Raw genomic sequence first — 20,992 nt, forward strand, 5'->3', positions numbered from 1 at the left:
TGAACCCGTCAGTGGCAGGGCAAGCCGAAGGCGTGACGCGTGTCGTGCGTCGCGTTGTGGATCTGGCTCGGCGCGGCAAAGCCGGTCGCGAGAAAGACCACGAGCCCGAAAGCCAGCGCAGCGAGGCCAGCGGCGATTCGGGTGGCAGCCAGCGGACGGCTGGAAATGGACGGGGAAGAGGCAGTCGAAGCGTTCATGTCGTCTCCTTGGCCGTCCCACCGACGGCCGGTTCGAGTTCCATGCCCTGGCTGGTCTCCTGGCTTGCGGGTCACAGCTCCCTCGACGCCTTCCCGGTTTCCCAGTGGCTTCGTACGAGGTCGCTCACCGCTCACAGTTGCGGGGGCAGCTCCGGTTTCCGAGCCCCGTCAGGGTCGCTCGCCACCAGATTCCCATTTCATCCCCCAAGGTCTCAGACCCATCGGGGGAACCAGTGCAATGAAAGACGCTAGTGCCGATCGCCCCGCCACGCAAGGCGTCAAACGGCTATTCCGCCGGCGTCACGGCACGGCCGCGAAAACGCGCCCAGCGGCGCGCGATACGCACATCCCATTTGCGACGGAATCGGCGGATGCGCGGAAAATCATGCGAAAGAACGATCAGCCCGACCGGCAGCATCCAGATGCCCAGCACCGGCAGAAACGAGAAGACTCCACCCGCTATAAATGCGCCGCCAATCCCCACACGCAGAATGCGGCTCTTTGGCAGACTGATGGACTTTTTGCCGAACCGAATAGAAGGCATGGGGCGTGGCGGGGCTCGCTCTTCACAGGTTTTGACTATTGTTAGCGGATCGCGATGGCCGGCCGCAAGCGCGACGCGGCGGGAGTGCGACGTGAGCCGTTGCCCCGCAGTGCAGCAGGGCCTGCCCTCGCCTCGACCGAATCTGGAGTGACCTGGCGGCGGTCACGTCGCCCCCAAATGATCAAGGGGCTGAACCTTGCCGGCTCAACCCCTTGAAGAATCTGGCTCCGCGAGCTGGACTCGAACCAGCGACCCGGTGATTAACAGTCACCTGCTCTACCAACTGAGCTATCGCGGAACAGCACGTCTTGTGCCGCGGGCGTCGCTATAGCAAAGGCTGGATCGGCTTGCAAAGCCTTAAAATTGCGAATGTCACAAGCCGTCCACAGGCATGGCCACCGATTGCGGCTCAATGGGTCGGCAATCACTGGCTCATACGTCCGCCTTTCAGGGAGCGATAGAGCGGCCTCGGGCCGAAATCCCACGCAATCGACAGCGCGTTGGGAGACACGCGGGCTTGCTCCGCCGGAGCCCAGTAGATCCGTTCGTCAGTCAGGCCCACATCGCCATAGAACACCGCCGAGTGTCGTCATGCCCCTGTCATCCACAGCCCGGCAATGCCTCGGATTGAGTGTTGACGCTGCCAGCGCGGCGCTGTACGTAACTGCCGCCGAACGCAATCCAGTCGCGCAACGCTTGCAGCGCTTCAGGATACGGCCGTAACTGGCTGACGCGATTGGGGAATAGTTTAATGGTAGAACAGCGGACTCTGACTCCGCTAGTCTTGGTTCGAATCCAGGTTCCCCAGCCACCTTTTGAAAACCGCAGAAATTCGCCATTTCTAGCCCTTCCGGGGAGAGTTATGTATAGCAGGTGTGTAGCTGCTATACACGGAATGCTGCCGGGCGCGCTTGGTGTTGCCCGATCGCCCAGTCGATCCTGATGTTGACAAACACTCGGACACTACCTAGCTTCTGAATCGTCAGTGACTGATCCCCTAAGGCTTTTACCGAGCGCGCTGACCCGCCAGGAAACTGGTCACTTGCTTATGGCTGTGGGCCGAAAGGTTTGGATTGGGGAGAATGCTTATGGGCGGCTTCGGCCGCCCAACTCTTTTCATAGACTCAAGTCTGCCATCCGTCGCTCGACTGCCTTGCCGAAAGGCATCCTAGCCGCGGACGCAACAGGGTTCGCCCTGCTGTAAGCACTCTCAACATAAAGATCCAAATTGATCGCGCCGTCCTTCCATGTTCCCACTGGTGACGGATGCATGCGAAAGAACACATAATAGATCTCGCCCTGCGGCAACGCAGGAGCCATCGTCAATCTGTAAACGAACCAATTACCCGTGGTTGCTAACGCTACCGATGTAGTAGGCTTGGCAAATAGCCCATCCACGATTTGCGGAAGATGAAGCGAATATTCGTGACGACTCGGACAAAAAATCCTATCCGAGCTTCCGTCATTGACAATGTAGCTTCCTGCGACTCTTGGTAAGCCAGCATCTGAATAGCAGTGAGTGCTATAATCAATCCGAACGCTATATGTAACCTCCACCTTCTCCGCTGTCTTCCATCGAAATTCCGCAAGCGCCCGATTTAGGTGACCAAGAGAATATTGAGCACCGCAGTGATTTATCGATTCTGGATGAAACAAGAGACACTCGCTGCTAGGCTAACAGCCACAATTTACACGATAGCAAATGCTCGTCTACACGGCGCATGAAAATGGCGCCCAACCGTAGCCGGGCGCCCTCTTATCGTCGCGTATATCAGCAAGGCGCAACAACTTCGCCAGGCTCGGCTTCAGCTGAAGCGCGAAGAGCGTACGTCTCCAATCACAAGCGCCAAAAAACTTGCTCGAATCATGTGTATGCGCGCTCGTATGGCGTGAAAGCCTTGTGAGTCACTATGCAGGAAGTGCCTCCATCTTGGCTATGAGTTGAACTGCCCGATGCGCGGCGACACGGACGGGGTGATGGCGGCTGGTACGATGGCGGGAATCGGATGCATGAAAAGCGTTAGCGATGATAGAAATCTTTCTAGGAGTTGGTCAGCCATCTGCCGGAACAAAACGGGCCTAAGAAATGACCTTATTACTTACGGATGAAGAACTGGACCTGCTACCACCGGACCCTCTCGAAGCTTTTTTAGAGTTCGAGGCGATAGCACGGGAACGAACACTCGGTATGATCAGCGATAGTGATACTTATGGCGAGGACATCTATGTTTCCAACATATTCGCCATGGCAGAGGTGTTTGACATCGAGTCAATAATCGATGTTCGAAACGAATATGGCGGGCCGAAGAGTATATTAGAGCTTTACGGCATTATTAGAAACAGGGTCGATACGCTTTCTTTGACGTTTCGCTTGGAGAAGTTCAAACAGCGACGTTCCGGACACGGACCAGTACTATCGATATCTGCCGATATTATAGAAACTTTGCGGTTTCATTTAACGCAAATGAGGAGCGCAGTCGACAAAGTTGAAGGCATTCCGATCCGAAAACGAGAAGCGATAGTTAAGCGACTTTCTGAACTTGACTATGAGATCTCAACTAGCCGCACTAAGTGGGAATCTTGGCTCGATTTGGCGCTCGAACTTGCCGACACGACTAGTGAAGTTGCTGAAAAGCTCGCCCCTACGAAAAAAATGCTAGACGCAATCTTTAAGCGCTTAGCGAAAGCTAAGCGAAATGCTCAATCGCTCCCATCGCCTGACAAGCAGAAACAGATAGAGCATCAGTCGGACGACGAGATCGAGTCAGAAGATGACATTCCCTTCTAGGCGTTTGAGGGCGCCCAAGCTCTCGCTGGGCGCCCTGTGATTATGACGGTGAGGATCGGGCCCTAGAGCCACTCGACCGGGTTATTTCCCGGCTGCTGCGTCCAAAGCAGGTGCTTTTGAATAAACGCCTGCGTTGTGGCGTCGATTTCAGCGAGCCGATTAAACCGGCGCGCTGCTCGGCGCAGTCAATGCCGCCTACGTGGTAGTCTTGAAGGATCTCCTCGATGGCCGGCGGTACGTTGGTCGGAAGCGGCTCCATCAGACGGCCGTGTCGGTCAGCTTGGATAAGTCGAGCCCGAAAGCCCTCGCGGCGATGACGGCGCGCCGCAGGCGCCGGCGCGCATTCTGGAGCGATGCCCCCTTGCCTCGCCCGTTAATTGCGAGGATTAGGCGATCGTTCAGGCTGAAAATCTCGCCTTCAGCCATAAGACCGACGCGCCCGATATGCAGCTCGCGCTGCAGGCGACCCATACGGGCAAGGGCGCTAACGGGTGCGAGGCGGGTCAGCCAAGAGCCGGTCTCGGCAATAGTGTCGTGCTTGGTTATAGCGGTCTCCAGAGGGCCAGGTTGCCCCATTTTGCCCTATAGCGAGCGGCTTGTTGGAAATGCCGAGAAGGCGAGTGCGGCTGGCGGTCGCACCTGGGGCAGACTGTCCCAAATCGCCCAGGGCGCTCACTGACGGCCGTTCTCGTCGCGAGCCGCATAGTTCGACCGGGCCAGAGAAACGCCGCTGGCAGGCCTCCTAGCGAGTCTGAACGAGTCGTCGAGCACCTTGCGAGGCCAGATGCCGTGATCGCCGAGGGTTTCAATGATCAGGTCGCGCTCGACCTTGCCGGCGAGCTTCTGAAGCTCGGCGATCAGCTTCCAGTAGATTTCATCAGCGATAAAGTGTTCGCGCATTTGCGCCTCCGGTTGGTGACAAGACGAGAGTCGCATGGCTAGAAACCGCCCGTCAAGACGAATTCCACAATGATTTCAATAAGTAAGCACTTCCTTATGTCGGCAGATTTCGCGGAAGGTTCCGGGGCGTGCCGGAAGGCTGTGGATTTAGCTGTGCCATCGAGAGCTTGCGGCACGGTGTCCGATACCGGGACGGGGTGATGTCTCTCAGAGGCTATTCTGGGGGACAGGACGGTTTCGCCGAGAACCGGAGGATAGGAACCTACGGGTTGCCTCTCCTGCTCTTGTTCCTCACCTTCTCCGGTGAAGAACCGGAAGCCGGCGCGAGCCCGAAGGGCGAGCAGCGAGCCTTGGCGAGCGCTTTCCTTGCTTCCTTCCTAACTCCCTTCCCTTCTCTTCCCTTTCTTACTTCTATGGATGACGTGCTTTCGTTCCCAAAGGACGTGCTTTCGTTCTCAAAGGACGTGAAATCGTTCCTAAAGGACGTGCTTTCGTTCCACCAGAAAGGACGCGCTTTCGTTCCAAATGCCGGCCCTCATTTCTCTCATTAGGCGATAGTTCGAGCATTATCCCGGTTGACGTGTAAGTGTCATAGTACTATGATGCCTTCACCGTCCACGGAGATTCCCATGCCGACTCAAATGCTTCTTCCTGATGAACGCGCCTTACAGATCAAGGCCCTCGCCACCGCTCGCGGTATCACGTCGATCGACGTGATTGGGCATCTGATCAATGCGGCGATTGAGCGTGGCGAGCTTGAGGACACCCTTCCCGGCTGGCTGATCGCGCGCGAGGGCGATGAAGTCGTGTTCGCGGTCGGCGAGAGCGAAACGACGCGCTATCCGCTTCAGGTCGCCCGCGTCTTCGCCGAGCGCATCCGCGCCGTCATGTCTGGCGAGTTGCCTAGCCTGCTCGATCTTGATGATGACTATCTCATCACGCGCGCAGGGACGGGCTTCAAGATCGGAAACTCGACGGCCAGCAAGCCGGTCGCGCCGAGCGTCGCCGTCGATATTGCCCGCCTTCTCAACAAGGCAGCTGCATAAAGAAAAGCCCGTGATGTTCGAACATCACGGGCTCAAATCAGTTCTGTGTATGCCGCTGAGCAATACGAAAGAACAATAGCATGCATCTTCATGAAGATCCAGACGACATTGATGAATTTTACCGGCAAATTAATGCAAATTTCTCTTGTACTCACGGAAATATAGGTGAAGCGAGGCGCAGAGAGCGCGAATTGGCACCGTATGAGCTGAGACTATTCCAAGAGCTGGACGCAATTCATTGTTCTGCATCGGAGGATGCCGATCAAGTCGCAATGAACGCGCTGCTGGACGAGCTAGATATCGAGGCTGCTGATGCCGAGCCGGAAGGCGCGTCGGAACAATCCAAGCTCGCCCCTCTACTCAATCTCGTTGCGACGGCACGCGCGGCCTATCCCAAGTATCAGCGCCGCAAGCACACGGTCATCATTCCGGTTGACGCCTCGCCTGCCGAGCGGCGGCGACTGAAGCGCAACTCGCGCGAGCGCCAGGACCGCGCGGCTGAGAATGGCGGTAAGTCGAGAGCATATCGCGCTGATCGCAGAACGATGACGCCTGAGCAGCAGCGCCAGCATGACAGCGCGCTCGGCGCTGTCCGCAAGCGCCGTTGGAAAGAGAAGCATGGGGCCGCGTCGCCGGCTAGCTCCGGCGATTGACCATATTCCCCGGTCGCATCTGCCGCCGAAGCTCATCAGCCACGACGCCGCGCACGGTGCTCTCCATTTCCTTCCGCATGCGGTTGGCGAGATCCTGGTTCTGCTCGGGCGAGCCGGAGCTGCCATTGACCGTGATCGGCGCCGAAATCTGGATCGACTGGGGCGGCACGGCGCCACCCGGCCGAGCTCCCACGCTGGTCGGCACTGCCGTCTCAGGGGTGCCGTAGATCCCACCAGTCGCGAACAAGCTCGAGCCGCTATTGATAGCGTGCAGCAAGGCGCGGTGCTTCGCAGTGGCCTTGGCGTTGACAATGAACTCCCCGTTCGAAGCCCAAATCGGGATGCTGTCGCTGGTGCCGGTGCCGGGACCACGGATGTCGCCGCCCTCGGCGTAGACGCCGCCGGCGGCAGGTGCGCCGAGAGCGATGCTGCCGAGGATCGAGGTGAGATTGAAGCCTCCCGAGAGCTTATCGAACGCCTGGTCGAGAAGCTTGTCGATGACGCGATCCAGGGCGCCAGAGAGGGCGTCGGCCGCGCTTGCGCCGTTGCGCAAGTCATCGATGAGGCCGCGCACGGCATCGGTGGCTACACCTTTGAAGGCCTGCTGCGCCTGATTGGCGCTCTTCTGCGCGGCCTCCTGCTGCTCAATCGCCGCCGTGAGCTCGCGGATCTTCGCCTTCTGCTGTTCGGTCGCCGAGGCGCCCGCCTGCCGGAGATTGGTCGCGACGGCGCGCTCCGCATCGGTCTTGCCGACCAGGGCGAGCTCTTCCTCGAGAGAGCTGATCAGAGCCTCGACAGCGTCGGCCTCGCTGCGAGCTGCGCCAGCCGATGCCGCACGAGAGCCGCCTCCTCCGCCACCACGGGCGACGGGGTTCGGGTCATAGTCCAGGAGGTTCGGCGGCCGGTAGGGAATGGGCGGCAAGTTGGTCTGCGAGATCGGCGGACCATCAGAAGCCCGCGCGCGGGTGGCGCGATCCTCAGAGACGACGGGCGCCGCCGTCCCCGCCGAGAAGGTGCGAGCGCGCGCGTTCTCGCGGGCGTCGTCGGCCGGTCCAGGCAAGGCGCGCTTCTGCGCCAGGAGCTCGACGTTGCCGCCGAGCATGAAGGCGTTGAAGTTGAGCCAGTTCGGATCGTTCATGAAGCGCGAGAACGAATTGCCGAGGGCGTTGCTCTGGGCGATGAGCGGCCCCATGGCGCTCGACGCCGACAGAATCGCCGAGACGAGATTGCCCTTGATGACAGTCGCAATGAGATCCCACTGCGCCGCGAGCAGCGCCGCGCGGTCGACCAGCTCGGTCTCGATGATGGCGCCGGACGCCTTCGCCTCGTCGCCGACGCGCTGGATCTTGTCCGCTCCCATGTCGACCAGACGAATGAATTGCTCGGCGCCGGTGCCGCCAAAGAGCTCGTCGAGATTGAGAATACGCGCCGAGGTGTCGAGCTGCTGCAAGCGGCCAATGACCTCGAGGAAGAGCGCCGAGGGATCGCGCAACTTCGCCTTCAACTGGTCGGCGGTGTAGCCGAGCCTGGTTAAGGCATCCGCCGCCGAGCCCTTGCCGGTGAGAGCGAACTCTGCGCCGCGAAGCTGGAGCTCCTTCAAACCGTCGACCAGGGCGTCGGTGCCGACGCGCGCGTGCCGAGCGGCAACGTTGAGGCGCTGGAAACCCTCGACGCCGACGCCGGCCTGCTGTGCCTGGGCTTTCAGGTCGGCGATGCCCTTGACCGCGCCCTCAATGGCGCCGGTGAACTCGCCAATGACACCAGCGGCCAGGCCGCCGGCGAAGCCCGTCGCGAAACCCTTCAGACTGCCGAAAGCCTTGTCGATCGACGAAGCGGCCTTGTCCATGTCGCGCGAGATCCGCTTGGAAGCGCGAGTGGAGCCTGCCGTCATTTCGTCAAACTTGCGCAACGTCAACGCGGTTGACTTCGTGAGCTCCTTTTCCAGGCGGCTGGTGCGCGCCTCGATCTGGGCAATTACGAGCCGAGGAACTTCAGTCATGGTTCAAATCCAAAGATCTTCAGGTGAAATGCGGGGGTCGGAATAGATCGAATAGCGTTTCTTCGATCCTGCCGAGGCGCGGCCGACTGCCATCGCTGCAGCGACAGCACCATCGATGCGGTCGCGGCTCTTGCCCTTGTGGAAGGACTTGTTGCCGGCCTTGTCGGTCTCGACGCTGATGTTCTCGAAGTGCCAGCGGAGGATCGGATTGCCGCCGTGACGCAAGCGGCCGGCGATGATCGCGCGCTCGAGCTCCTTGATCGCCGGCGCCATGGTGATCCAGCCCTGCCGCATCTCAATGGCGGGGAAGCCGTCCTCGGCGAGGTTCGCCATCATGTTGCGCGCCAGGTGTGGATCGAAGGCGATCTCGCGAACATCGTAGGCGTCGCAGAGCTCGCGGATCTTCTCCTCGACGGCGCGGAAGTCGACGACGTTGCCAGGCGTGGCGGTGATGAAGCCTTCCTCTTTCCAACGGGGATACGGAACGCCATCGCGGTCAGCTCTGCCGCGTAGGTTCTGCTCTGGGCAGAAGAACCAGGGATGCACGACGTAGCCGTCGCCATCGCGCCAGGCCGCGACGACAACGGTGAGATCAGAATTGGAAGAGAGATCGACGCCGAGCCAGCAAGGTTCTCCCTTCAGCGCCTCGAGGTCGACGGGAGGCTCGGCGCCCTGGTCGTAGATCGCCATCTCGACGAAGGGATCGGCGCTGTGATCGAGCCAGACATTGAGGTTCAACTGCCGAAAGGCTTCGCGGTCGCCAGGGCGGTGCTCTGCCTCGGCCGCTAGCTGGCGAAGCCCTTCGATGTCGGGATAGGCCGGCGAGCATGACAAGCCAGGATTGGCGCGGTGCCAAACGGCCTCATCTCGCCAATCGGTATCGGGGTCGGTTTCGAACAAGATCGGCAGCGTCGCCGGGTCGTGGATCTCGCCACGCGCAACCTTGCGGGCATAGTCGACGATATCGAAGGCGACGTTCTCCTGCCCGCGTCCTGCCGTCGTCGCGACGACCAGGAGCGAGCCGGGCGTCTTCACCAGGCCGGACTTCAGCACGTCCCAGAGGTCACGCTTTTTCCAGGCGTGGAGCTCGTCAGCCAGAACGAAAACGGGCGTGCGGCCGTGCTGGGTGCCGGCATCGCACGAGATAGCCTCATAGAACGAGCCGTGCTTCCTGGACGTGAGCCGGTTGCGGTAATCCTGCAGCGAGACGACAGAGGCAACAGGAGCCGTCGCGCGAACGATGCCGAGCGCCTCGGCATAAGCAAGCCGCGCCTGCTTGCGATCTGAGGCGGCGCTGATCACTTCGCCACCAGGCACGCGCTCGGGGCCGACTGTGTGCAGGAGGGCGAGCGCCGCCGAGAGCGAGGTCTTCCGGTTGCCGCGCGGCAGGAGGAGGACAACGGTCTTCACGATCCTGGTGCCGTCCTCATGGCGCGGCCCATAGATGCGACGAACGATCCGCTCCTGCCAGGCGTCGAGAACGAAGGGATGGCCGCGCTTGAGGTTCTTGGGGTGACGGAGCGCCTTCAGGAACCGAACAGCACGCTCGCCATAGCCAAAGGGGTCCGGGATCTCCGAGCCGTCATAGATCCAATGCGGGAAGGTCGCTGCAGCTGCCATCACTCAAGCGCCAGGTCGTCGGCGCCGTCGTCCAGGTCGTCGGCGCGGATGGCAGGCCTGCTGCGGCTAACAGGCGTCAGGCCATATTCCGCGGCGAGCTGGCGCGCGGTCTGCATCGCCTTGTCGGCCATGCGGAAGAGGACCGGATCAATGGCGCCGGCCTTCTGGATCTCGAGCTCGAGGTCGCGGACGCGGCCCATGGCGACGCAATAATTCTCGACGCCGCCCATGTCAGCTTCGTCCAAGATCTTGCGCGCGACCAGGTCCGGCATGATCCGGCGCCACTCGGCGCGCGCGTGCTTGCCGAGCCAGGCCGGCGGCTTGGGGATGCCGGTGACGGCCGAGCTACCCGCGACGATCGCACTGGGCTTGCGGCCTCTCACGGTTCGATCCTCCGGCATTCAAGCTCGAGCTCGACGCACCTTTCAGGCTCGCTGATCTTGATGACGCGGTATGGCTCGCCGGCGAAGACGACTTGATCCTCGCGCCGGAGATCGGCGAGCCAGCGCACGCGAAGGATGAGCGTGCTCTCACTGAGCGTGCCGCTGTCGTGCTGCATCTCGGCGATCGTACGCTCAACCAGCTCGGCGCGCCTGGTGGCGATGGCCGACCAGGTGGTGACAGGCCGGCCGGCATCGTCGACGGTGACGGCCGAGCGCTCGATGGCAATGGTGTGAGCGAGAAGTCCCGCACGGATGGTCATGCGCTCGCCCTTTCCTGGAGGATGGCGCGGACAGAGACGACGCCATGCGCGTGCAGCCCGTCCGGGTCGCGCATGAACGTTTCACCGGCGACGCTGAGGTCGTGGCAGGTGTAGCCAGGCGCCGACCAGGGATATCCTCTGAGCGCCAAGCGGATCGCATGCGCGATCTCCTTCACCTCGACGGTGCTCGGCTCTGCGGTCCAGATGTGCAGATCCGAGAAGAGCTCGTCATGGTGGTTGCCCTCGTACCAGTAGGTGCCGAGATTGCCATAACCCTCGCCGATGATGATGCAGGGGAAGGCAGTCGGCCGGCCGCTGCGATCGAGGATGAAGTCGCGGCTCACGAGCGCCGTCACCTCGGCCGAGTTGACCAGGCGCGCATAGACGAGCTTCTGTAGGGCGAGCGAAGGGCTGGTCACGCGTTGTACCTCTTCACAGCTGCGGTGATCGCGCGGTTGATGCGGCTGGTGGAACGACGCCGAAACGAACGGACGATCGGCCAGAAATAGGGCTGCGCCGGAGTATCGATGGTGCCGAACTCGACGTAGGTGGCGTGCGGTGCCGCCGCGTTGCCGGCGACGACCTTCCGGGACAGCTCGTGTTGACCAGGCTCAACACGGATGCTAGCGCGGAGATCGCCGTCATCGGACGGCGCCAGCGACTTCATCGCCGACACCATTTCGTCGGCCGATTTGTCCACTGCCGGGGCGATGTCGGCCTTGATCTGGGCCGGAAGCGCCGCCATGAAGGCCTTAAAGCGAGCTTTTCCGCCGTCGTCTGCCATTATCCGACCGTCCGATTACGCATTTCGCGCAGGAGATCGCGCGCGCCGAGGGGGATCTCGGCCGCGTTGGCGCCGACCAGGACGGCCTCGCGGTTCGTGTTGAAGTGGCCGACCAGCATTCGGACGGCGTGCTTGAAATCCTCAGGGATCTCCCCATCCTCTGCGAAGATCGGTCCGGTATAGCGGAGCGCATAGGCTTCAGCCGCCGCGATCATGCTGAGCAGCACGGCGTCGTCTTCATCTCCTTCGATGCGGAGGAAGCTCTTGGCGTCCTCAACGGTGATCACGGGCATTTCAAAATCCTATTTCGGCTCGATATTGCGCGTTTGACAGCACGCCGGTCTTCACTGAATACTTCAAAGGTGCTTGATACCCCCCCCTAGGCCGCTCGCTTCCTCTTTCGAGGTGCACGGAAGCCATAAGGTGCAGTCAGGGCCTCGCCGACAGGCCAGCCACTCTTGAGACGGCCACGGAGAACGCTGCGATCGAGGCCGAGGCGCTCCGACCATTCGGCAATGGTGTGGCGCTCGCCTTCGAACTCGTAACTGCACTCGGCGCGCTCGGGATTAGCGTCATAGGCTTGGATGCAGCGAACGGCGCCTTCACGAACGGCTTTCGGATCGAGACCGGCGAGGTGGCAGACTTCGTTGAAGTCGGCGCTCGGCTTGGTGAGCCAAGAGCGAGCTTGATAGCGCACAAGGTCTTTGTTGTTTTGCGCGGCTGCGGTGAGGGTCGCATCGTCTATCGCCAAAGCAATGACGTTGATCCAGAGCTGGCGCGCGCAGTCGGCAGCGTCGGCGCTCATGGCTGGCACTCCAGGCGCTGCTTGATCGAGCTGTGACAGGTGGCGCATAGGGATTGCAGGTTGCTCGCGTCCCTGAGCAGAGCGCGGTCGCCGCGGTGCGCGACGACATGGTCGGCGATCGTCGCCGGCTCACTGCACATGACGCAGTTCGGGTGCTGCGCCAGGTGGTGCATGCGGGCGATGCGATGTTCACGGTCATAGCCGCGACGCCAGGCCGAGGGACGTCTCGCATCATGGCGACGGTGACGCTCCAGGAGGCGCCTGCGCTGGCAAGCGCAGAGCTCGCCGGCAGGGACGATCTCGCCGCAGCAAGGGCGGATGCGGGGAGGCTTGAACGGCATGTGCTCAGGCTCCCAACTTCGCCTTAAGGGCGTGCAGCCCGGCGCGGTCAAACTCGACATCCATGCCGGTGACAGGATCGACGGTGGGCTCCAGGTGATAGAGCTGCTGGAGATCCTGGTCGTCAGGATGCGCCGGCGGAGGGAGCTCTTTCGACAGCGCCTCGGCGACGGTAAGAGCGTGTATATGGGCGTTGAGAGCGACGTCGAGCTCGGCGAGCGTGGCGTCGAGCACCTGGTCGGGAGTCCAGTGGAAAGTTACGATGCAGGCGCCGTAAAGCCGCCTGTAGTGCTTCGCCAGAGAGAAGGGCTTGGCGGTGATGGCTGGCGTCGCCTGGGGCGGCCGCTGCGACTCATCCGGGTCGACGCCGGACAGAATGAGCAGAAAGCGCAGGAGCGGCTCCTGGAGGCTCCTGAGCGTCTTGCCGAGCGGGCCGAAGTCGAGCTCGTCCAGGAGGTCGGACGGGTCATCCTCTGCGCCCTCGACGATGATCGCCTTGATGAGCGTGACGTTGCCCTCGACGATCGCCGAGGCGAGCCGAGAGAAGCCGATGCGCTCGAGGCGGATCGCGGCTCGCAGCGACGCGCGAAGCCGGATCGGCACTCCAGGACCGATCGAGATCACAATGTCGTCTGCGAGCCGCAACATGGTTACGCCTTCACGCGCAGCTTGGTCAGAGCCTCGCCGAGCACGACCTTGCCGCCGACGCGACGACGGGCGCCGAACTTGACGATGCCGTTGCCATAGCCGGTGACTTCGTCGCGGATCGGGTCGATTGCCACGCGGTCGGTGATCAGGTAGCCGGATGCCAAGTCGCCGAAGACGATCGGCACCAGGCCGGCGGTGGGGTTCGGCATATGCGGGGCCTCATAGACCGGACGGCCGAGGAGGCTCGGCGGCTGACCAGCCGCGACGGACTTCTCCCAAATGTACTGACCATCAGAACCCTTCATCTTGCGGATGAGAGCCATGGTGGCGCGGTTCATGAGCCAGGAGCCGCTCGCCGAATAGGCCGACTGGAGGCCGTAGAAGAGATCGATGATCTCATCGGCGACGATGGTGCCGGTGGTGGCAGTCGTGAGCATCGAAAGCTCGGTGCTGGTCAGGACGCCTTCCGCCTGGGTCGTGCCGTTGCCAGAGATGAACCACGACGACTCGAGGGCGCCGAACTTCTTCGCCAGGTGGTTGCCAATGAACGACCCGATGTCGATCACGCTATCCTCGAGGGTAATGCGCGAGACGGGGACGACCACGGCCATCTCGAAATTCTTGATGTCGATCTGTTCGAAGGTCGGCTCGTCCTCGGTGCGCGCGGCGACTTCGGTCACGCTGACAGGCACGACTTCGTCGACCAGGCGCGGGATCTGGAGCAAGCCGCCGTTGACGCTGACGACCTGTGCAAGCTGCCGGACCGGGCTGAACGTCGTGAGCTTCTCGATGATCTCTTCCCGGCGAATGGTCGGAATGAGCGGCGCGCCGGAGCCGGCGCCGGTGGTGAGCGCCTTGGTCTCGAGCGAGATATGGCCGGTGCGAAGCCACTCGTCATAGGCCTTCACGTCGGCGTCGCTGTCGTCGGCCTTGGTGATCAGAGCGGGCCGGCCGAGCTTCGCCTCGATCTTGTCGAGACGGTCGCCGGCCTTCTTCTCGATGTCGACCAGGCGCGCCTCAACGGTCGACTGGAGATCGCCGAGCGCCTTGGTCACGATGTCGTCGGCCTCATCGCCGGCCTTCAGTTCGATCGGCGAGAACGCCGCAGAGGGATAGCATGCAGACACGAGTTTGCCTTTCAGGTGCGAAGCGCCACGGCGGCGCGGGTGATAGCCTCGGCAATGCGAATTGCGGCCGTGGCGTCCTTGGAGGCGGTGATGCGCGCTCCGGGATGGGCGGGAATGGTCACGAGCGAGATCTCGACCAGGTTCAGATCCGAGATGTTCCGACCGCCGCCCTTGCGGGGCGCGGCCTTGCGGGTCATGAAACCGATCGACAGGCCGGTGACGGCGCCGGCCTGGACCAGGCTGCGGATCTCGCGGGCGCGCTCGACGGTGTCGACCAGGAGCCGGCCGCGCACCTCGAGGCCGGCCTCGGTCTCGGTGGCGCTTTCCCAGATGCCGATCGGCTCGGCGGGATCGTGCGCGAATAGCATCGGGATCGGCAGGGAGGCGCCGGCGAAGGCGCCCTTCTCGATCATGTCGCCGACGCGATCGGGCGTGCCGAAGGGCCAGGCGGTGCCGCTGATCATGCCGGCATCGTCAATGCCAAAGCTGGCCTTGAGCTCGACGCGGTTCATGCGGCGCCTCCGTGAACCTTCTTCTCGACGGAGAGCTCGTGCTGCAGCCGGAGATGGTCAATCGCGTGGATGATCGACTTCGCCATGTCGGTTTCGCGCCGAGAGTACTTGTGGCTGTCGGCGACCATGCGCTCGAGGCTCGCTTTCACGATCTCGACGATTTCGGTGTCGATGTGTTTCATGCTGCCACCTCGTGCGGCTCGGCGTCCGCCTGGTCGTCGGCGCCGAACCACAAGCGCTCGAGGATCGCCAGGGCGAGCGGATAGGTCTCATTGAGGGGCCGGCCGGTGACATAGACGCCGACCAGGTGCAGAGCGCGTTCAGGCGACATGCCGCCGCCGATCAGGGCGAGGCGGATGATCTCGGCGAGGTCCGACAGGTAGAAGGCGCGCGCGATGACACGCGAAAACAGCGTGCCGATGCCGGCGCCAGTGAGGCGCTCGAGCTCGGCGACGTTTGCGGGCGTGAGGCAGAAATCGTGCTCGGCATCGCCGAGGAATTCGCGGTGCGACAGGGTCATTGCGGAGCCTCGATCTGACGGGGAGCCGGAGTGGTGTTGCTGGTGGTGTTCGGGTTCATGAATTGATCGCCGCCGGCATACGGGGCGCGGTTTTCCATCGCGCGCGCCTCATTGGGCGAGAGCACGCGGGCGCTGATCAGCTTGGCGTAGGACTCGGCGCGCGCGCCGAAGTCGGCCCTGAGGAGATCGTCGATAAGGAACTCGGCAAACGAGCTCTGGCGCTCATCGGGCGCAAAGAGCTTGAGGCGGATCTCGCCTTCCCAGGCCTTGAGCCAGCGAGCGAGCGTGTAGGTGAGGAATTGCTGTCCGCCGAACTCGGCGTTCGCCCATGTCTGCCGGCTGTAGTCCATGAGCAGGACCGGCGGCACGCGGAAGACGCGGGCAATATCCGAGATCAGATAGGCCCAAATCTGCAAGAGCTGGCTGTCGACGCTGTTCATGGTGAGCGACTCGATCGCCTTCACGCCCTGGAGAACTGCGGTGCCGCCCTGCCGAGAACCGCCGTGCGCGGCTTTCCAACTCGCGACGATCTTCTCGAGCGCGCCCTCGCCGGGATCTTCATCCAGGAGGACCGCGAGAGACGGGCGAGCGCCATTGCCGAACAGCCGGGCGGTATGCGCCTCGAGCGCGATCAAGACGCCGATGGTCTCCTTCGCCAGGATGACCGGCGAGGCGCCGGAAACGCCGTCGAGCGAGGGCGCCGAGATATGCAGAATGCTGCCGCGGTCGAGCTGGCGCCGGCCTGCCTGGGTTGAGATGAAATACAAGGGCGCGCCGAAGTCGTCCTGGTCGACGGTGACGGATCGCGGGTCGAGCCGCTGGAGCTCGATCGGCCGGCCGTCAAAGGCGCGGGAGATGTAGCCGTAGCCGTTGCCGTGCAGGAGCGCGTCGCGCGTCACCTGCTCTTTGAAAGAGCTCGCCGACTGCCAGGTGTTCGGCGCGTCGTGCAGGATCTCATAGAGCGGGTGGCTGGTGTCGCGCTCCTTGGCGCCAGCCGGGTCTCGGCTGTAGACAATAACCGGGAGCTGGCCGACAGCTTCGGCAATAGCCTGTACTGCGCAGCGGACGGCCGCAGAGCGCATCGCGGTCTCGGGCGTAACAGATACGCCGGACGCGACGGGCTGAGATCCGATGAGATCCAGGAACCACGGCGCCGGCGACGACACGCCAGAGACGAGCGACTTCTTCTCCAGGACGCCGCCACGGATGAAACCGCCGGCTTTGCTGATCCATGACGCAAGCAACAGAAGGCCTTCCAAGTTTGATCTTGGAAAACCTTAGCACGGTATCAGGATACCTACAAAGCGAATTTTGAACGACGTTCAGAATCCCTGTCTGGTGGCCGGATATAGGTGGCTGAGATCCAGGCCGGGATAGGCGATAGCCTCGACCAGCTCGACGCGCTGCCGCAGCATTCCCTCGGGTAGATGCCCATACCGGCCGGTCTGCGTGTGCTTGGCGTGGCCGAGGATCATCGCAAACTCCTCGTCAAGATATTCGGCGCGGCGCAGCGCATCAGCCGAACCATGGCGGAACGAATAGAGCGACGGGCCGCGTCCCTCCTTGATGGCGACCTTCTCCAGGTAGCGCCCGAAGTCGCGGGAGAACTTCGCCGCCATTTGACCGCGGCTGTTGCGCTCCGCCTCGGGGAACAGGTGCTTCTCGCCCTTCTCCTTCTGCGCTTTCGCGAAGTCGACGAAGCCGAGCCGGACCAGCTCTGTATGGATCGGCACGACGCGCATACTGCCCTTCGTCTTCATGCTCTTGTCGTCGCTGCCCTCCTCGGTGATGTGCATGATCCACTTCCCGTGCTGCTCGCGGACGTCTTTGACCAGGAGCTGCGCGATCTCTGCCGGCCGAGCGCCGGACCAGAGCATGACGAGCGGAAGCCAATAGCGGTGGTCGCGGATCTGGAGATTGCCGGGTTGCGCTATGAGCGCCAGTTTCTCGTCGGACTGGCATCCGGTGAACAGTGGCGACGAGAACAGCGTCGTCAGCTCTTCCGTCGAGAAGACGGGTTTGCTGGTGTCCTTCTCCACGGTGATGAACATATCGAGAAGCGGGTTGGCCGGGAGATGACCCTGTGGAACCAGCCAATTCGCGAATGCCGACAGGCCAGCCATGTATCGATTGACCGTTTTTGGCGAGATCGGCGGCTTTCGCTGCTCCTCGGGTAGAGCGTCATTACAGGCGACGATCTCCTCGAGGGACAGGCCGGCGAAGATCTTGGTCTCGGCGGCCTTCACAGGATACCTTAGCAGGAGATCCTTCCAATCACCGACGCGTAGCTTGTCGATGACTGTCACCGGCGAGCGCTCGCCGACATAGCCAATGAAGAGCTTAACCGCCATCCGCGTCTGAGCGAGCGTGTCAGGCTTCACGTTCTTTGGGTTCTCGCGGACGTAGCGCTCAAAGAGCGCCGGGATACTCCTGCCAGGCGCAGCTGCTGGAGCTGCGACCGGAGGCTTGACTAACCTGTCACGGGGAACGCCGGAGAAGTCGCCCTCGTCGCGCTCCTGGGCGCGCTGGAGCGCCTCGAGCTCGGCCCGCTGGAGACCCTGAGCAAGTTTCTTGTAGTCGCTGGATCCCTTCGGTAGCGCGACGCGCTTGGCCTTGGCGACCTTCATCACTGCGCCGGCGACCAGCTGCGTGTCGCCCCGTGAAGTGCCGATCTTCAATGCGGTGAGCCGCTGGGCACGCTCGGCCTGGTCGTGCTCGATCCGATCGCGAATGGTCTCGAAGATGCGATAGGCTTGGAGGTCGAACTCGCCGAACTCGGCCTCGAGATGGCGCCAGATCTCATCCAGGTCGTCGCCGTCCGGTTGATCCTGCCTGAAGCGCTCATCGGCATCGACGAGCTCGTTATAGCGGCTCCAGACGGCTTCCTGGATGTCATGCTCGCTCATGGAAGTGCGAGCTCGCATGTCGTCGAACTCGCGGTCGAGCTCGTCGAGCACGCGTCGCGCACGTCGCTTCGCCTCTTCCGGGTCGGGCGTGCCGAGCGAACGCCAGATGAGCTTATTGCCGAACGCCTGCCAGAGATCCTTCGGCATCCTCTTGCGGACGCTATAGTTGGCGGATCCGGCGCGGCGGACGATGTTGGTCGCGAGAACCATGACTGCTATCCCCAATGGGCTCTGTATAGCAATAATGTATAGCATCGCGGCAGTCAAACACGAGGAAATGCAACGTTTCTGCGGCTTCCAGGCGATCGGCTTAAAATCCAGGTTCCCCAGCCACTTTCCTAAAGTCGGCAAAAATTACATTTCATAATGCCCCTCTTCGGATGAAGAGCGTCGCCGGGCCGATCATGCGACCAAACCCCGCGCCTTGGAATGCCGATCAATTTCGGTGCAACTGCATCTGGTGCGGTGGCCCTTCCGAACGGCTGTGATCGCGCTGAAAGCTGCCTGCTGGCGCCATGAGCAACCCTGCGCCGTTCTGCTGACCCGTGGCACGCCGGGATAGCCCGTCCGAAGCGGATCACCCCCAGGGAAAACCCAAGGCGGCTCTCCAAAAATCGCACCTTAGCCACTGCTTGATCTCGGACGCGTGACTGCCGCGCAGCGCATTGATTGACGCCTCAGTCATCGCGACTGGAAGAAGCGCCGTATTGCCGCGAAGGCCTCTTCTTCCTTTGGGCAGAAGATGCGCGAAGAAATAGAAGCCGTGCGGCATCCTGGGGCTGACCGACAGCATCACCTCTCGACCGGCGGCCTCAAGCTTTGCTGCAAACGCGCGGTTGTCATCGGTAGAGCCGTGATGCATCCCCGCCGATCGAGCCCGCATGACTGCGAAGCCACTCGAACACGACGAGGATATCATCCGCTCGGGAACGGCCACTCCGACGCAAGTCGATAACGCCAGCGGATCGACAAGGTAGAAGGCCGAGACGGCAAGACCGCGAATGCGCTCTGCAGCGCGACTTTAGCTGTCGGATGCCTGCCGCATGTCGCCCGGTTGGAACGGCATTAAGGTCATGCGAATCATGACAAAGGCCTCCAGCATGCCGGCACGGGCGACGCCTATCTCCCCGCCAACGAACCGCCAATTCCGCCGATTGAAAAGAACCGGTTGAGCAGGGCGAAGATGACGACCGGCGGCGCCAGCATGACGACAGCGCAGGCCATGACCGGTCCCCAATCGGTCTGGTTCTGCTGGAAGAAGGTCTGCAGCCCGATCGGCAGTGTGAACCGATCGTCGGAGCGCAGGAAGACGAGCGCGACCAGATAATCGTTCCAGGCGAGAAGGAAGGAATAGATCGCGGTCGAAAGCACGCCCGGCAGCGAGTTTCTGAGCACGATGCGGACGAAGCCCCCAAACACCGAGCAGCCGTCGATCCAGGCGGCCTCCTCGAGGGTGACCGGGATAGTGTCGAAATAAGCCGACATCATCCAGCAGGCGACGGCGATCGACGAGGCGACATAGATGATTGCGACGCCGCCGAGCGAATCGACCAGTCCGACCGAAGCGAACATGATGAAGAGCGGAATGACGAAAACGACGACGGGGAAGCTCTGCACCACGAAGATGAACAGCGAGTAGGCCGAGACCGCCCCGCCGCGTCCGCGCGACAGCACATAGCCTGCCGGCGCAGCGACCATCACCGATACAATGGTCGCCAAGATCGAGACCATCGCGCTGTTCTTGAGCCAGAGCAGGATGTCGGTATTGGCGAAGATATAGCCGAAGGTCTCCAGCGTCGGTCCGGTGATGTCGGTATAGAGCCGCGGCCGCAGCGCCAGCCAGAACACGGCGAGGATGGGCCCGAGCATGACCAGCGTCACGATCGCCGCAGCGAACGTGCGGCCAAGCCCTGCCCGTCTTGGATCAAGCGCGGCCGCGGTTCGCGGCGCCGTGGCAGCTGAGGTCGTCATGCGATGTTCGCCTTGCGGATCTGGCGGAAGAGAATGATCGACAGGGTCACGAGCGCGCCGGTCATGAGGAAGGAGATCGCGACGCCGTATCCGGGCCGGAAGTCCTGGAACACCGAACGATAGGCGAGGACGATCAGCGAGGTCGTCGAATCGACCGGCCCACCTCCCGTGAGCAGATAGATCGTGGCGAAATCGTTGACCGAGAACATCGCCATCAGGATCCAGGCGATATAGGTCGAGCGCGCCGTCATCGGCAGCACTATGTAGCGAAGTTGCTGGCGCGAATTGGCGCCATCGACGCGGGCCGCCTCGTAGAGATTGGGCTCGATGCCTTCCAGCGCGCCCGACATCATCATCATCATGAAGGGATAGCTGATCCAGATCTTGAACAGGCAGACGGTGATCATCGCCATGGTCGGGTCGGCGAGGAACATCACGCGGCCGAAACCGAAATCGCGCGCAAGCACAGGCAGCAGGCTGTCCGGCGTCGCGGTCAGCCAGTTCCAGCTCATCGAGGACACCACGATGGGCACGATCCACGGCAGCAGCAGGAGAATCTTGAAGACGCTCTTGCCCGGAAAGTTCGGCTTCAGCATCAGCGCCAGCGCGAAGCCAAGCAGCCAGGACCCGAACACGCCGCAAAGGCTGAAGACGACCGTGAAGCGCGCCGACCGCCAGAACAGCGGATCGGTCAAGGCGTCACGGAAATTGGCAAGGCCGACAAAGTTGCCGAGATTGAGCAGATCGCCGTCGTGCAGCGCCTGAATGCCGGCATAGACGACCGGATAGGCATTGACGACGGCCATGAGCACGACGGCGGGCAGCGCGAGCCCGGCCAGCGTCATGGCGCGGCCGAGATCGGGCCGCCGGCGCCGCGCTTCCGCGGGGCGCCGGCTTTGCCGCTCGGCGAGGGTTCCAGTCGCCTGCACG

General features: G+C 62.2%; 24 protein-coding genes, 2 tRNA genes and 1 riboswitch. Of the genes, 4 read left to right on the plus strand and 22 right to left on the minus strand.

Going from position 1 to position 20,992, the window contains the following annotated elements; translation table 11 throughout:
• Positions 1–8 precede the first annotated feature (8 nt).
• Both BUB39_RS24510 and BUB39_RS24520 read right to left on the minus strand, forming a co-directional pair.
• On the minus strand, positions 9–197 hold the full coding sequence (locus tag BUB39_RS24510) for a CbtB domain-containing protein (protein WP_073058693.1): 189 nt from the start codon (positions 195–197) through the stop codon (positions 9–11).
• 32 nt (positions 198–229) lie between these two features.
• Positions 230–447, minus strand: a riboswitch (cobalamin riboswitch).
• A gap of 516 nt (positions 448–963) precedes the next feature.
• Positions 964–1,039: transfer RNA gene (locus BUB39_RS24520), tRNA-Asn, on the minus strand.
• Between the two features lie 439 nt (positions 1,040–1,478).
• Here BUB39_RS24520 and BUB39_RS24525 point away from each other — a divergent pair.
• Together BUB39_RS24525 and BUB39_RS24530 are read left to right on the plus strand one after the other, a co-directional pair.
• Positions 1,479–1,552: transfer RNA gene (locus BUB39_RS24525), tRNA-Gln, on the plus strand.
• Between the two features lie 1,275 nt (positions 1,553–2,827).
• On the plus strand, positions 2,828–3,529 hold the full coding sequence (locus tag BUB39_RS24530; RefSeq protein ID WP_073058695.1) for a hypothetical protein: 702 nt from the start codon (positions 2,828–2,830) through the stop codon (positions 3,527–3,529).
• A 672-nt stretch (positions 3,530–4,201) separates the two neighbouring features.
• On the opposite strand, the gene BUB39_RS24540 is transcribed toward BUB39_RS24530, so the two are convergent.
• A complete protein-coding gene (locus BUB39_RS24540) occupies positions 4,202–4,429 on the minus strand; it encodes a hypothetical protein (RefSeq protein WP_073058697.1) in 228 nt (75 codons plus the stop codon).
• Between the two features lie 629 nt (positions 4,430–5,058).
• Here BUB39_RS24540 and BUB39_RS24550 point away from each other — a divergent pair.
• Both BUB39_RS24550 and BUB39_RS24555 read left to right on the plus strand, forming a co-directional pair.
• On the plus strand, positions 5,059–5,475 hold the full coding sequence (locus tag BUB39_RS24550) for a hypothetical protein (RefSeq protein WP_139251619.1): 417 nt from the start codon (positions 5,059–5,061) through the stop codon (positions 5,473–5,475).
• A gap of 80 nt (positions 5,476–5,555) precedes the next feature.
• Positions 5,556–6,128: a hypothetical protein gene (locus BUB39_RS24555; RefSeq protein WP_139251620.1), complete on the plus strand. Its 573-nt coding sequence runs from the start codon at positions 5,556–5,558 to the stop codon at positions 6,126–6,128.
• Here the strand turns inward: BUB39_RS24555 and BUB39_RS24560 are convergent.
• From BUB39_RS24560 to BUB39_RS24650, 19 genes are all read right to left on the minus strand, one after another.
• Positions 6,112–8,127: a hypothetical protein gene (locus BUB39_RS24560; RefSeq protein WP_073058701.1), complete on the minus strand. Its 2,016-nt coding sequence runs from the start codon at positions 8,125–8,127 to the stop codon at positions 6,112–6,114. The two genes, BUB39_RS24555 and BUB39_RS24560, sit on opposite strands and share 17 nt — an antisense overlap.
• 3 nt (positions 8,128–8,130) lie before the next feature.
• Positions 8,131–9,747, minus strand: coding sequence for a terminase large subunit (locus BUB39_RS24565; RefSeq protein WP_073058702.1), 1,617 nt, complete (start codon positions 9,745–9,747; stop codon positions 8,131–8,133).
• Positions 9,747–10,130 (minus strand): phage terminase small subunit P27 family, encoded by a 384-nt coding sequence (locus BUB39_RS24570; RefSeq protein WP_210187133.1) that lies wholly within the window; start codon positions 10,128–10,130, stop codon positions 9,747–9,749. Before BUB39_RS24570 ends, BUB39_RS24565 begins: the two co-directional genes overlap by 1 nt.
• Positions 10,127–10,450: a phage head closure protein gene (locus BUB39_RS24575; protein ID WP_084527968.1), complete on the minus strand. Its 324-nt coding sequence runs from the start codon at positions 10,448–10,450 to the stop codon at positions 10,127–10,129. Before BUB39_RS24575 ends, BUB39_RS24570 begins: the two co-directional genes overlap by 4 nt.
• The gene (locus BUB39_RS24580; protein WP_073058704.1) at positions 10,447–10,869 is read right to left on the minus strand and encodes a DUF3168 domain-containing protein; all 423 of its coding nucleotides are present in this window, start codon (positions 10,867–10,869) and stop codon (positions 10,447–10,449) included. The genes BUB39_RS24575 and BUB39_RS24580 overlap by 4 nt, the downstream gene beginning before the upstream one ends.
• Positions 10,866–11,234 (minus strand): HK97-gp10 family putative phage morphogenesis protein, encoded by a 369-nt coding sequence (locus tag BUB39_RS24585; protein ID WP_073058705.1) that lies wholly within the window; start codon positions 11,232–11,234, stop codon positions 10,866–10,868. Before BUB39_RS24585 ends, BUB39_RS24580 begins: the two co-directional genes overlap by 4 nt.
• The gene (locus tag BUB39_RS24590; RefSeq protein ID WP_073058706.1) at positions 11,234–11,527 is read right to left on the minus strand and encodes a head-tail connector protein; all 294 of its coding nucleotides are present in this window, start codon (positions 11,525–11,527) and stop codon (positions 11,234–11,236) included. Before BUB39_RS24590 ends, BUB39_RS24585 begins: the two co-directional genes overlap by 1 nt.
• Before the next feature lie 86 nt (positions 11,528–11,613).
• Positions 11,614–12,039, minus strand: coding sequence for a hypothetical protein (locus BUB39_RS24595; RefSeq protein ID WP_073058707.1), 426 nt, complete (start codon positions 12,037–12,039; stop codon positions 11,614–11,616).
• Entirely contained in the window at positions 12,036–12,380 is a 345-nt protein-coding gene (locus tag BUB39_RS24600) for an HNH endonuclease (protein ID WP_073058708.1), read from the minus strand. Before BUB39_RS24600 ends, BUB39_RS24595 begins: the two co-directional genes overlap by 4 nt.
• Before the next feature lie 4 nt (positions 12,381–12,384).
• On the minus strand, positions 12,385–13,026 hold the full coding sequence (locus BUB39_RS24605) for a hypothetical protein (protein ID WP_073058709.1): 642 nt from the start codon (positions 13,024–13,026) through the stop codon (positions 12,385–12,387).
• Positions 13,027–13,028: 2 nt separating this feature from the next.
• Entirely contained in the window at positions 13,029–14,153 is a 1,125-nt protein-coding gene (locus BUB39_RS24610; protein WP_073058710.1) for a phage major capsid protein, read from the minus strand.
• A gap of 11 nt (positions 14,154–14,164) precedes the next feature.
• Positions 14,165–14,665: an HK97 family phage prohead protease gene (locus tag BUB39_RS24615; RefSeq protein WP_073058711.1), complete on the minus strand. Its 501-nt coding sequence runs from the start codon at positions 14,663–14,665 to the stop codon at positions 14,165–14,167.
• Positions 14,662–14,847: a hypothetical protein gene (locus BUB39_RS24620; RefSeq protein ID WP_073058712.1), complete on the minus strand. Its 186-nt coding sequence runs from the start codon at positions 14,845–14,847 to the stop codon at positions 14,662–14,664. The genes BUB39_RS24615 and BUB39_RS24620 overlap by 4 nt, the downstream gene beginning before the upstream one ends.
• Positions 14,844–15,185 (minus strand): gene transfer agent family protein, encoded by a 342-nt coding sequence (locus BUB39_RS24625; RefSeq protein WP_073058713.1) that lies wholly within the window; start codon positions 15,183–15,185, stop codon positions 14,844–14,846. The genes BUB39_RS24620 and BUB39_RS24625 overlap by 4 nt, the downstream gene beginning before the upstream one ends.
• Positions 15,182–16,444 carry a phage portal protein gene (locus BUB39_RS24630; RefSeq protein WP_084527974.1) on the minus strand — a complete coding sequence of 421 codons (1,263 nt, stop codon included), beginning with the start codon at positions 16,442–16,444 and terminating at the stop codon, positions 15,182–15,184. The genes BUB39_RS24625 and BUB39_RS24630 overlap by 4 nt, the downstream gene beginning before the upstream one ends.
• A gap of 63 nt (positions 16,445–16,507) precedes the next feature.
• Entirely contained in the window at positions 16,508–18,442 is a 1,935-nt protein-coding gene (locus BUB39_RS24635) for a site-specific integrase (protein ID WP_139251622.1), read from the minus strand.
• A gap of 226 nt (positions 18,443–18,668) precedes the next feature.
• The gene (locus BUB39_RS24640) at positions 18,669–18,953 is read right to left on the minus strand and encodes a hypothetical protein (RefSeq protein WP_073058715.1); all 285 of its coding nucleotides are present in this window, start codon (positions 18,951–18,953) and stop codon (positions 18,669–18,671) included.
• 257 nt (positions 18,954–19,210) lie between these two features.
• On the minus strand, positions 19,211–20,062 hold the full coding sequence (locus BUB39_RS24645) for a carbohydrate ABC transporter permease (protein ID WP_073058716.1): 852 nt from the start codon (positions 20,060–20,062) through the stop codon (positions 19,211–19,213).
• The gene (locus tag BUB39_RS24650) at positions 20,059–20,991 is read right to left on the minus strand and encodes a carbohydrate ABC transporter permease (RefSeq protein WP_244540371.1); all 933 of its coding nucleotides are present in this window, start codon (positions 20,989–20,991) and stop codon (positions 20,059–20,061) included. The genes BUB39_RS24645 and BUB39_RS24650 overlap by 4 nt, the downstream gene beginning before the upstream one ends.
• Between the last annotated feature and the right edge of the window lies 1 nt (position 20,992).

The sequence above is a fragment of the Kaistia soli DSM 19436 genome (assembly GCF_900129325.1).
Taxonomy (GTDB): Bacteria; Pseudomonadota; Alphaproteobacteria; order Rhizobiales; family Kaistiaceae; genus Kaistia; species Kaistia soli.

Coding starts and splice junctions, on each gene's coding strand:
- BUB39_RS24510 (WP_073058693.1), bottom strand. CDS start 197: ATGAACGCTTCGACTGCCTCTTCCCCGTCCATTTCCAGCCGTCCGCTG.
- BUB39_RS24530 (WP_073058695.1), top strand. CDS start 2,828: ATGACCTTATTACTTACGGATGAAGAACTGGACCTGCTACCACCGGAC.
- BUB39_RS24540 (WP_073058697.1), bottom strand. CDS start 4,429: ATGCGCGAACACTTTATCGCTGATGAAATCTACTGGAAGCTGATCGCC.
- BUB39_RS24550 (WP_139251619.1), top strand. CDS start 5,059: ATGCCGACTCAAATGCTTCTTCCTGATGAACGCGCCTTACAGATCAAG.
- BUB39_RS24555 (WP_139251620.1), top strand. CDS start 5,556: ATGCATCTTCATGAAGATCCAGACGACATTGATGAATTTTACCGGCAA.
- BUB39_RS24560 (WP_073058701.1), bottom strand. CDS start 8,127: ATGACTGAAGTTCCTCGGCTCGTAATTGCCCAGATCGAGGCGCGCACC.
- BUB39_RS24565 (WP_073058702.1), bottom strand. CDS start 9,747: ATGGCAGCTGCAGCGACCTTCCCGCATTGGATCTATGACGGCTCGGAG.
- BUB39_RS24575 (WP_084527968.1), bottom strand. CDS start 10,450: ATGACCATCCGTGCGGGACTTCTCGCTCACACCATTGCCATCGAGCGC.
- BUB39_RS24585 (WP_073058705.1), bottom strand. CDS start 11,234: ATGGCAGACGACGGCGGAAAAGCTCGCTTTAAGGCCTTCATGGCGGCG.
- BUB39_RS24590 (WP_073058706.1), bottom strand. CDS start 11,527: ATGCCCGTGATCACCGTTGAGGACGCCAAGAGCTTCCTCCGCATCGAA.
- BUB39_RS24595 (WP_073058707.1), bottom strand. CDS start 12,039: ATGAGCGCCGACGCTGCCGACTGCGCGCGCCAGCTCTGGATCAACGTC.
- BUB39_RS24600 (WP_073058708.1), bottom strand. CDS start 12,380: ATGCCGTTCAAGCCTCCCCGCATCCGCCCTTGCTGCGGCGAGATCGTC.
- BUB39_RS24605 (WP_073058709.1), bottom strand. CDS start 13,026: ATGTTGCGGCTCGCAGACGACATTGTGATCTCGATCGGTCCTGGAGTG.
- BUB39_RS24615 (WP_073058711.1), bottom strand. CDS start 14,665: ATGAACCGCGTCGAGCTCAAGGCCAGCTTTGGCATTGACGATGCCGGC.
- BUB39_RS24620 (WP_073058712.1), bottom strand. CDS start 14,847: ATGAAACACATCGACACCGAAATCGTCGAGATCGTGAAAGCGAGCCTC.
- BUB39_RS24625 (WP_073058713.1), bottom strand. CDS start 15,185: ATGACCCTGTCGCACCGCGAATTCCTCGGCGATGCCGAGCACGATTTC.
- BUB39_RS24640 (WP_073058715.1), bottom strand. CDS start 18,953: ATGCATCACGGCTCTACCGATGACAACCGCGCGTTTGCAGCAAAGCTT.
- BUB39_RS24645 (WP_073058716.1), bottom strand. CDS start 20,062: ATGACGACCTCAGCTGCCACGGCGCCGCGAACCGCGGCCGCGCTTGAT.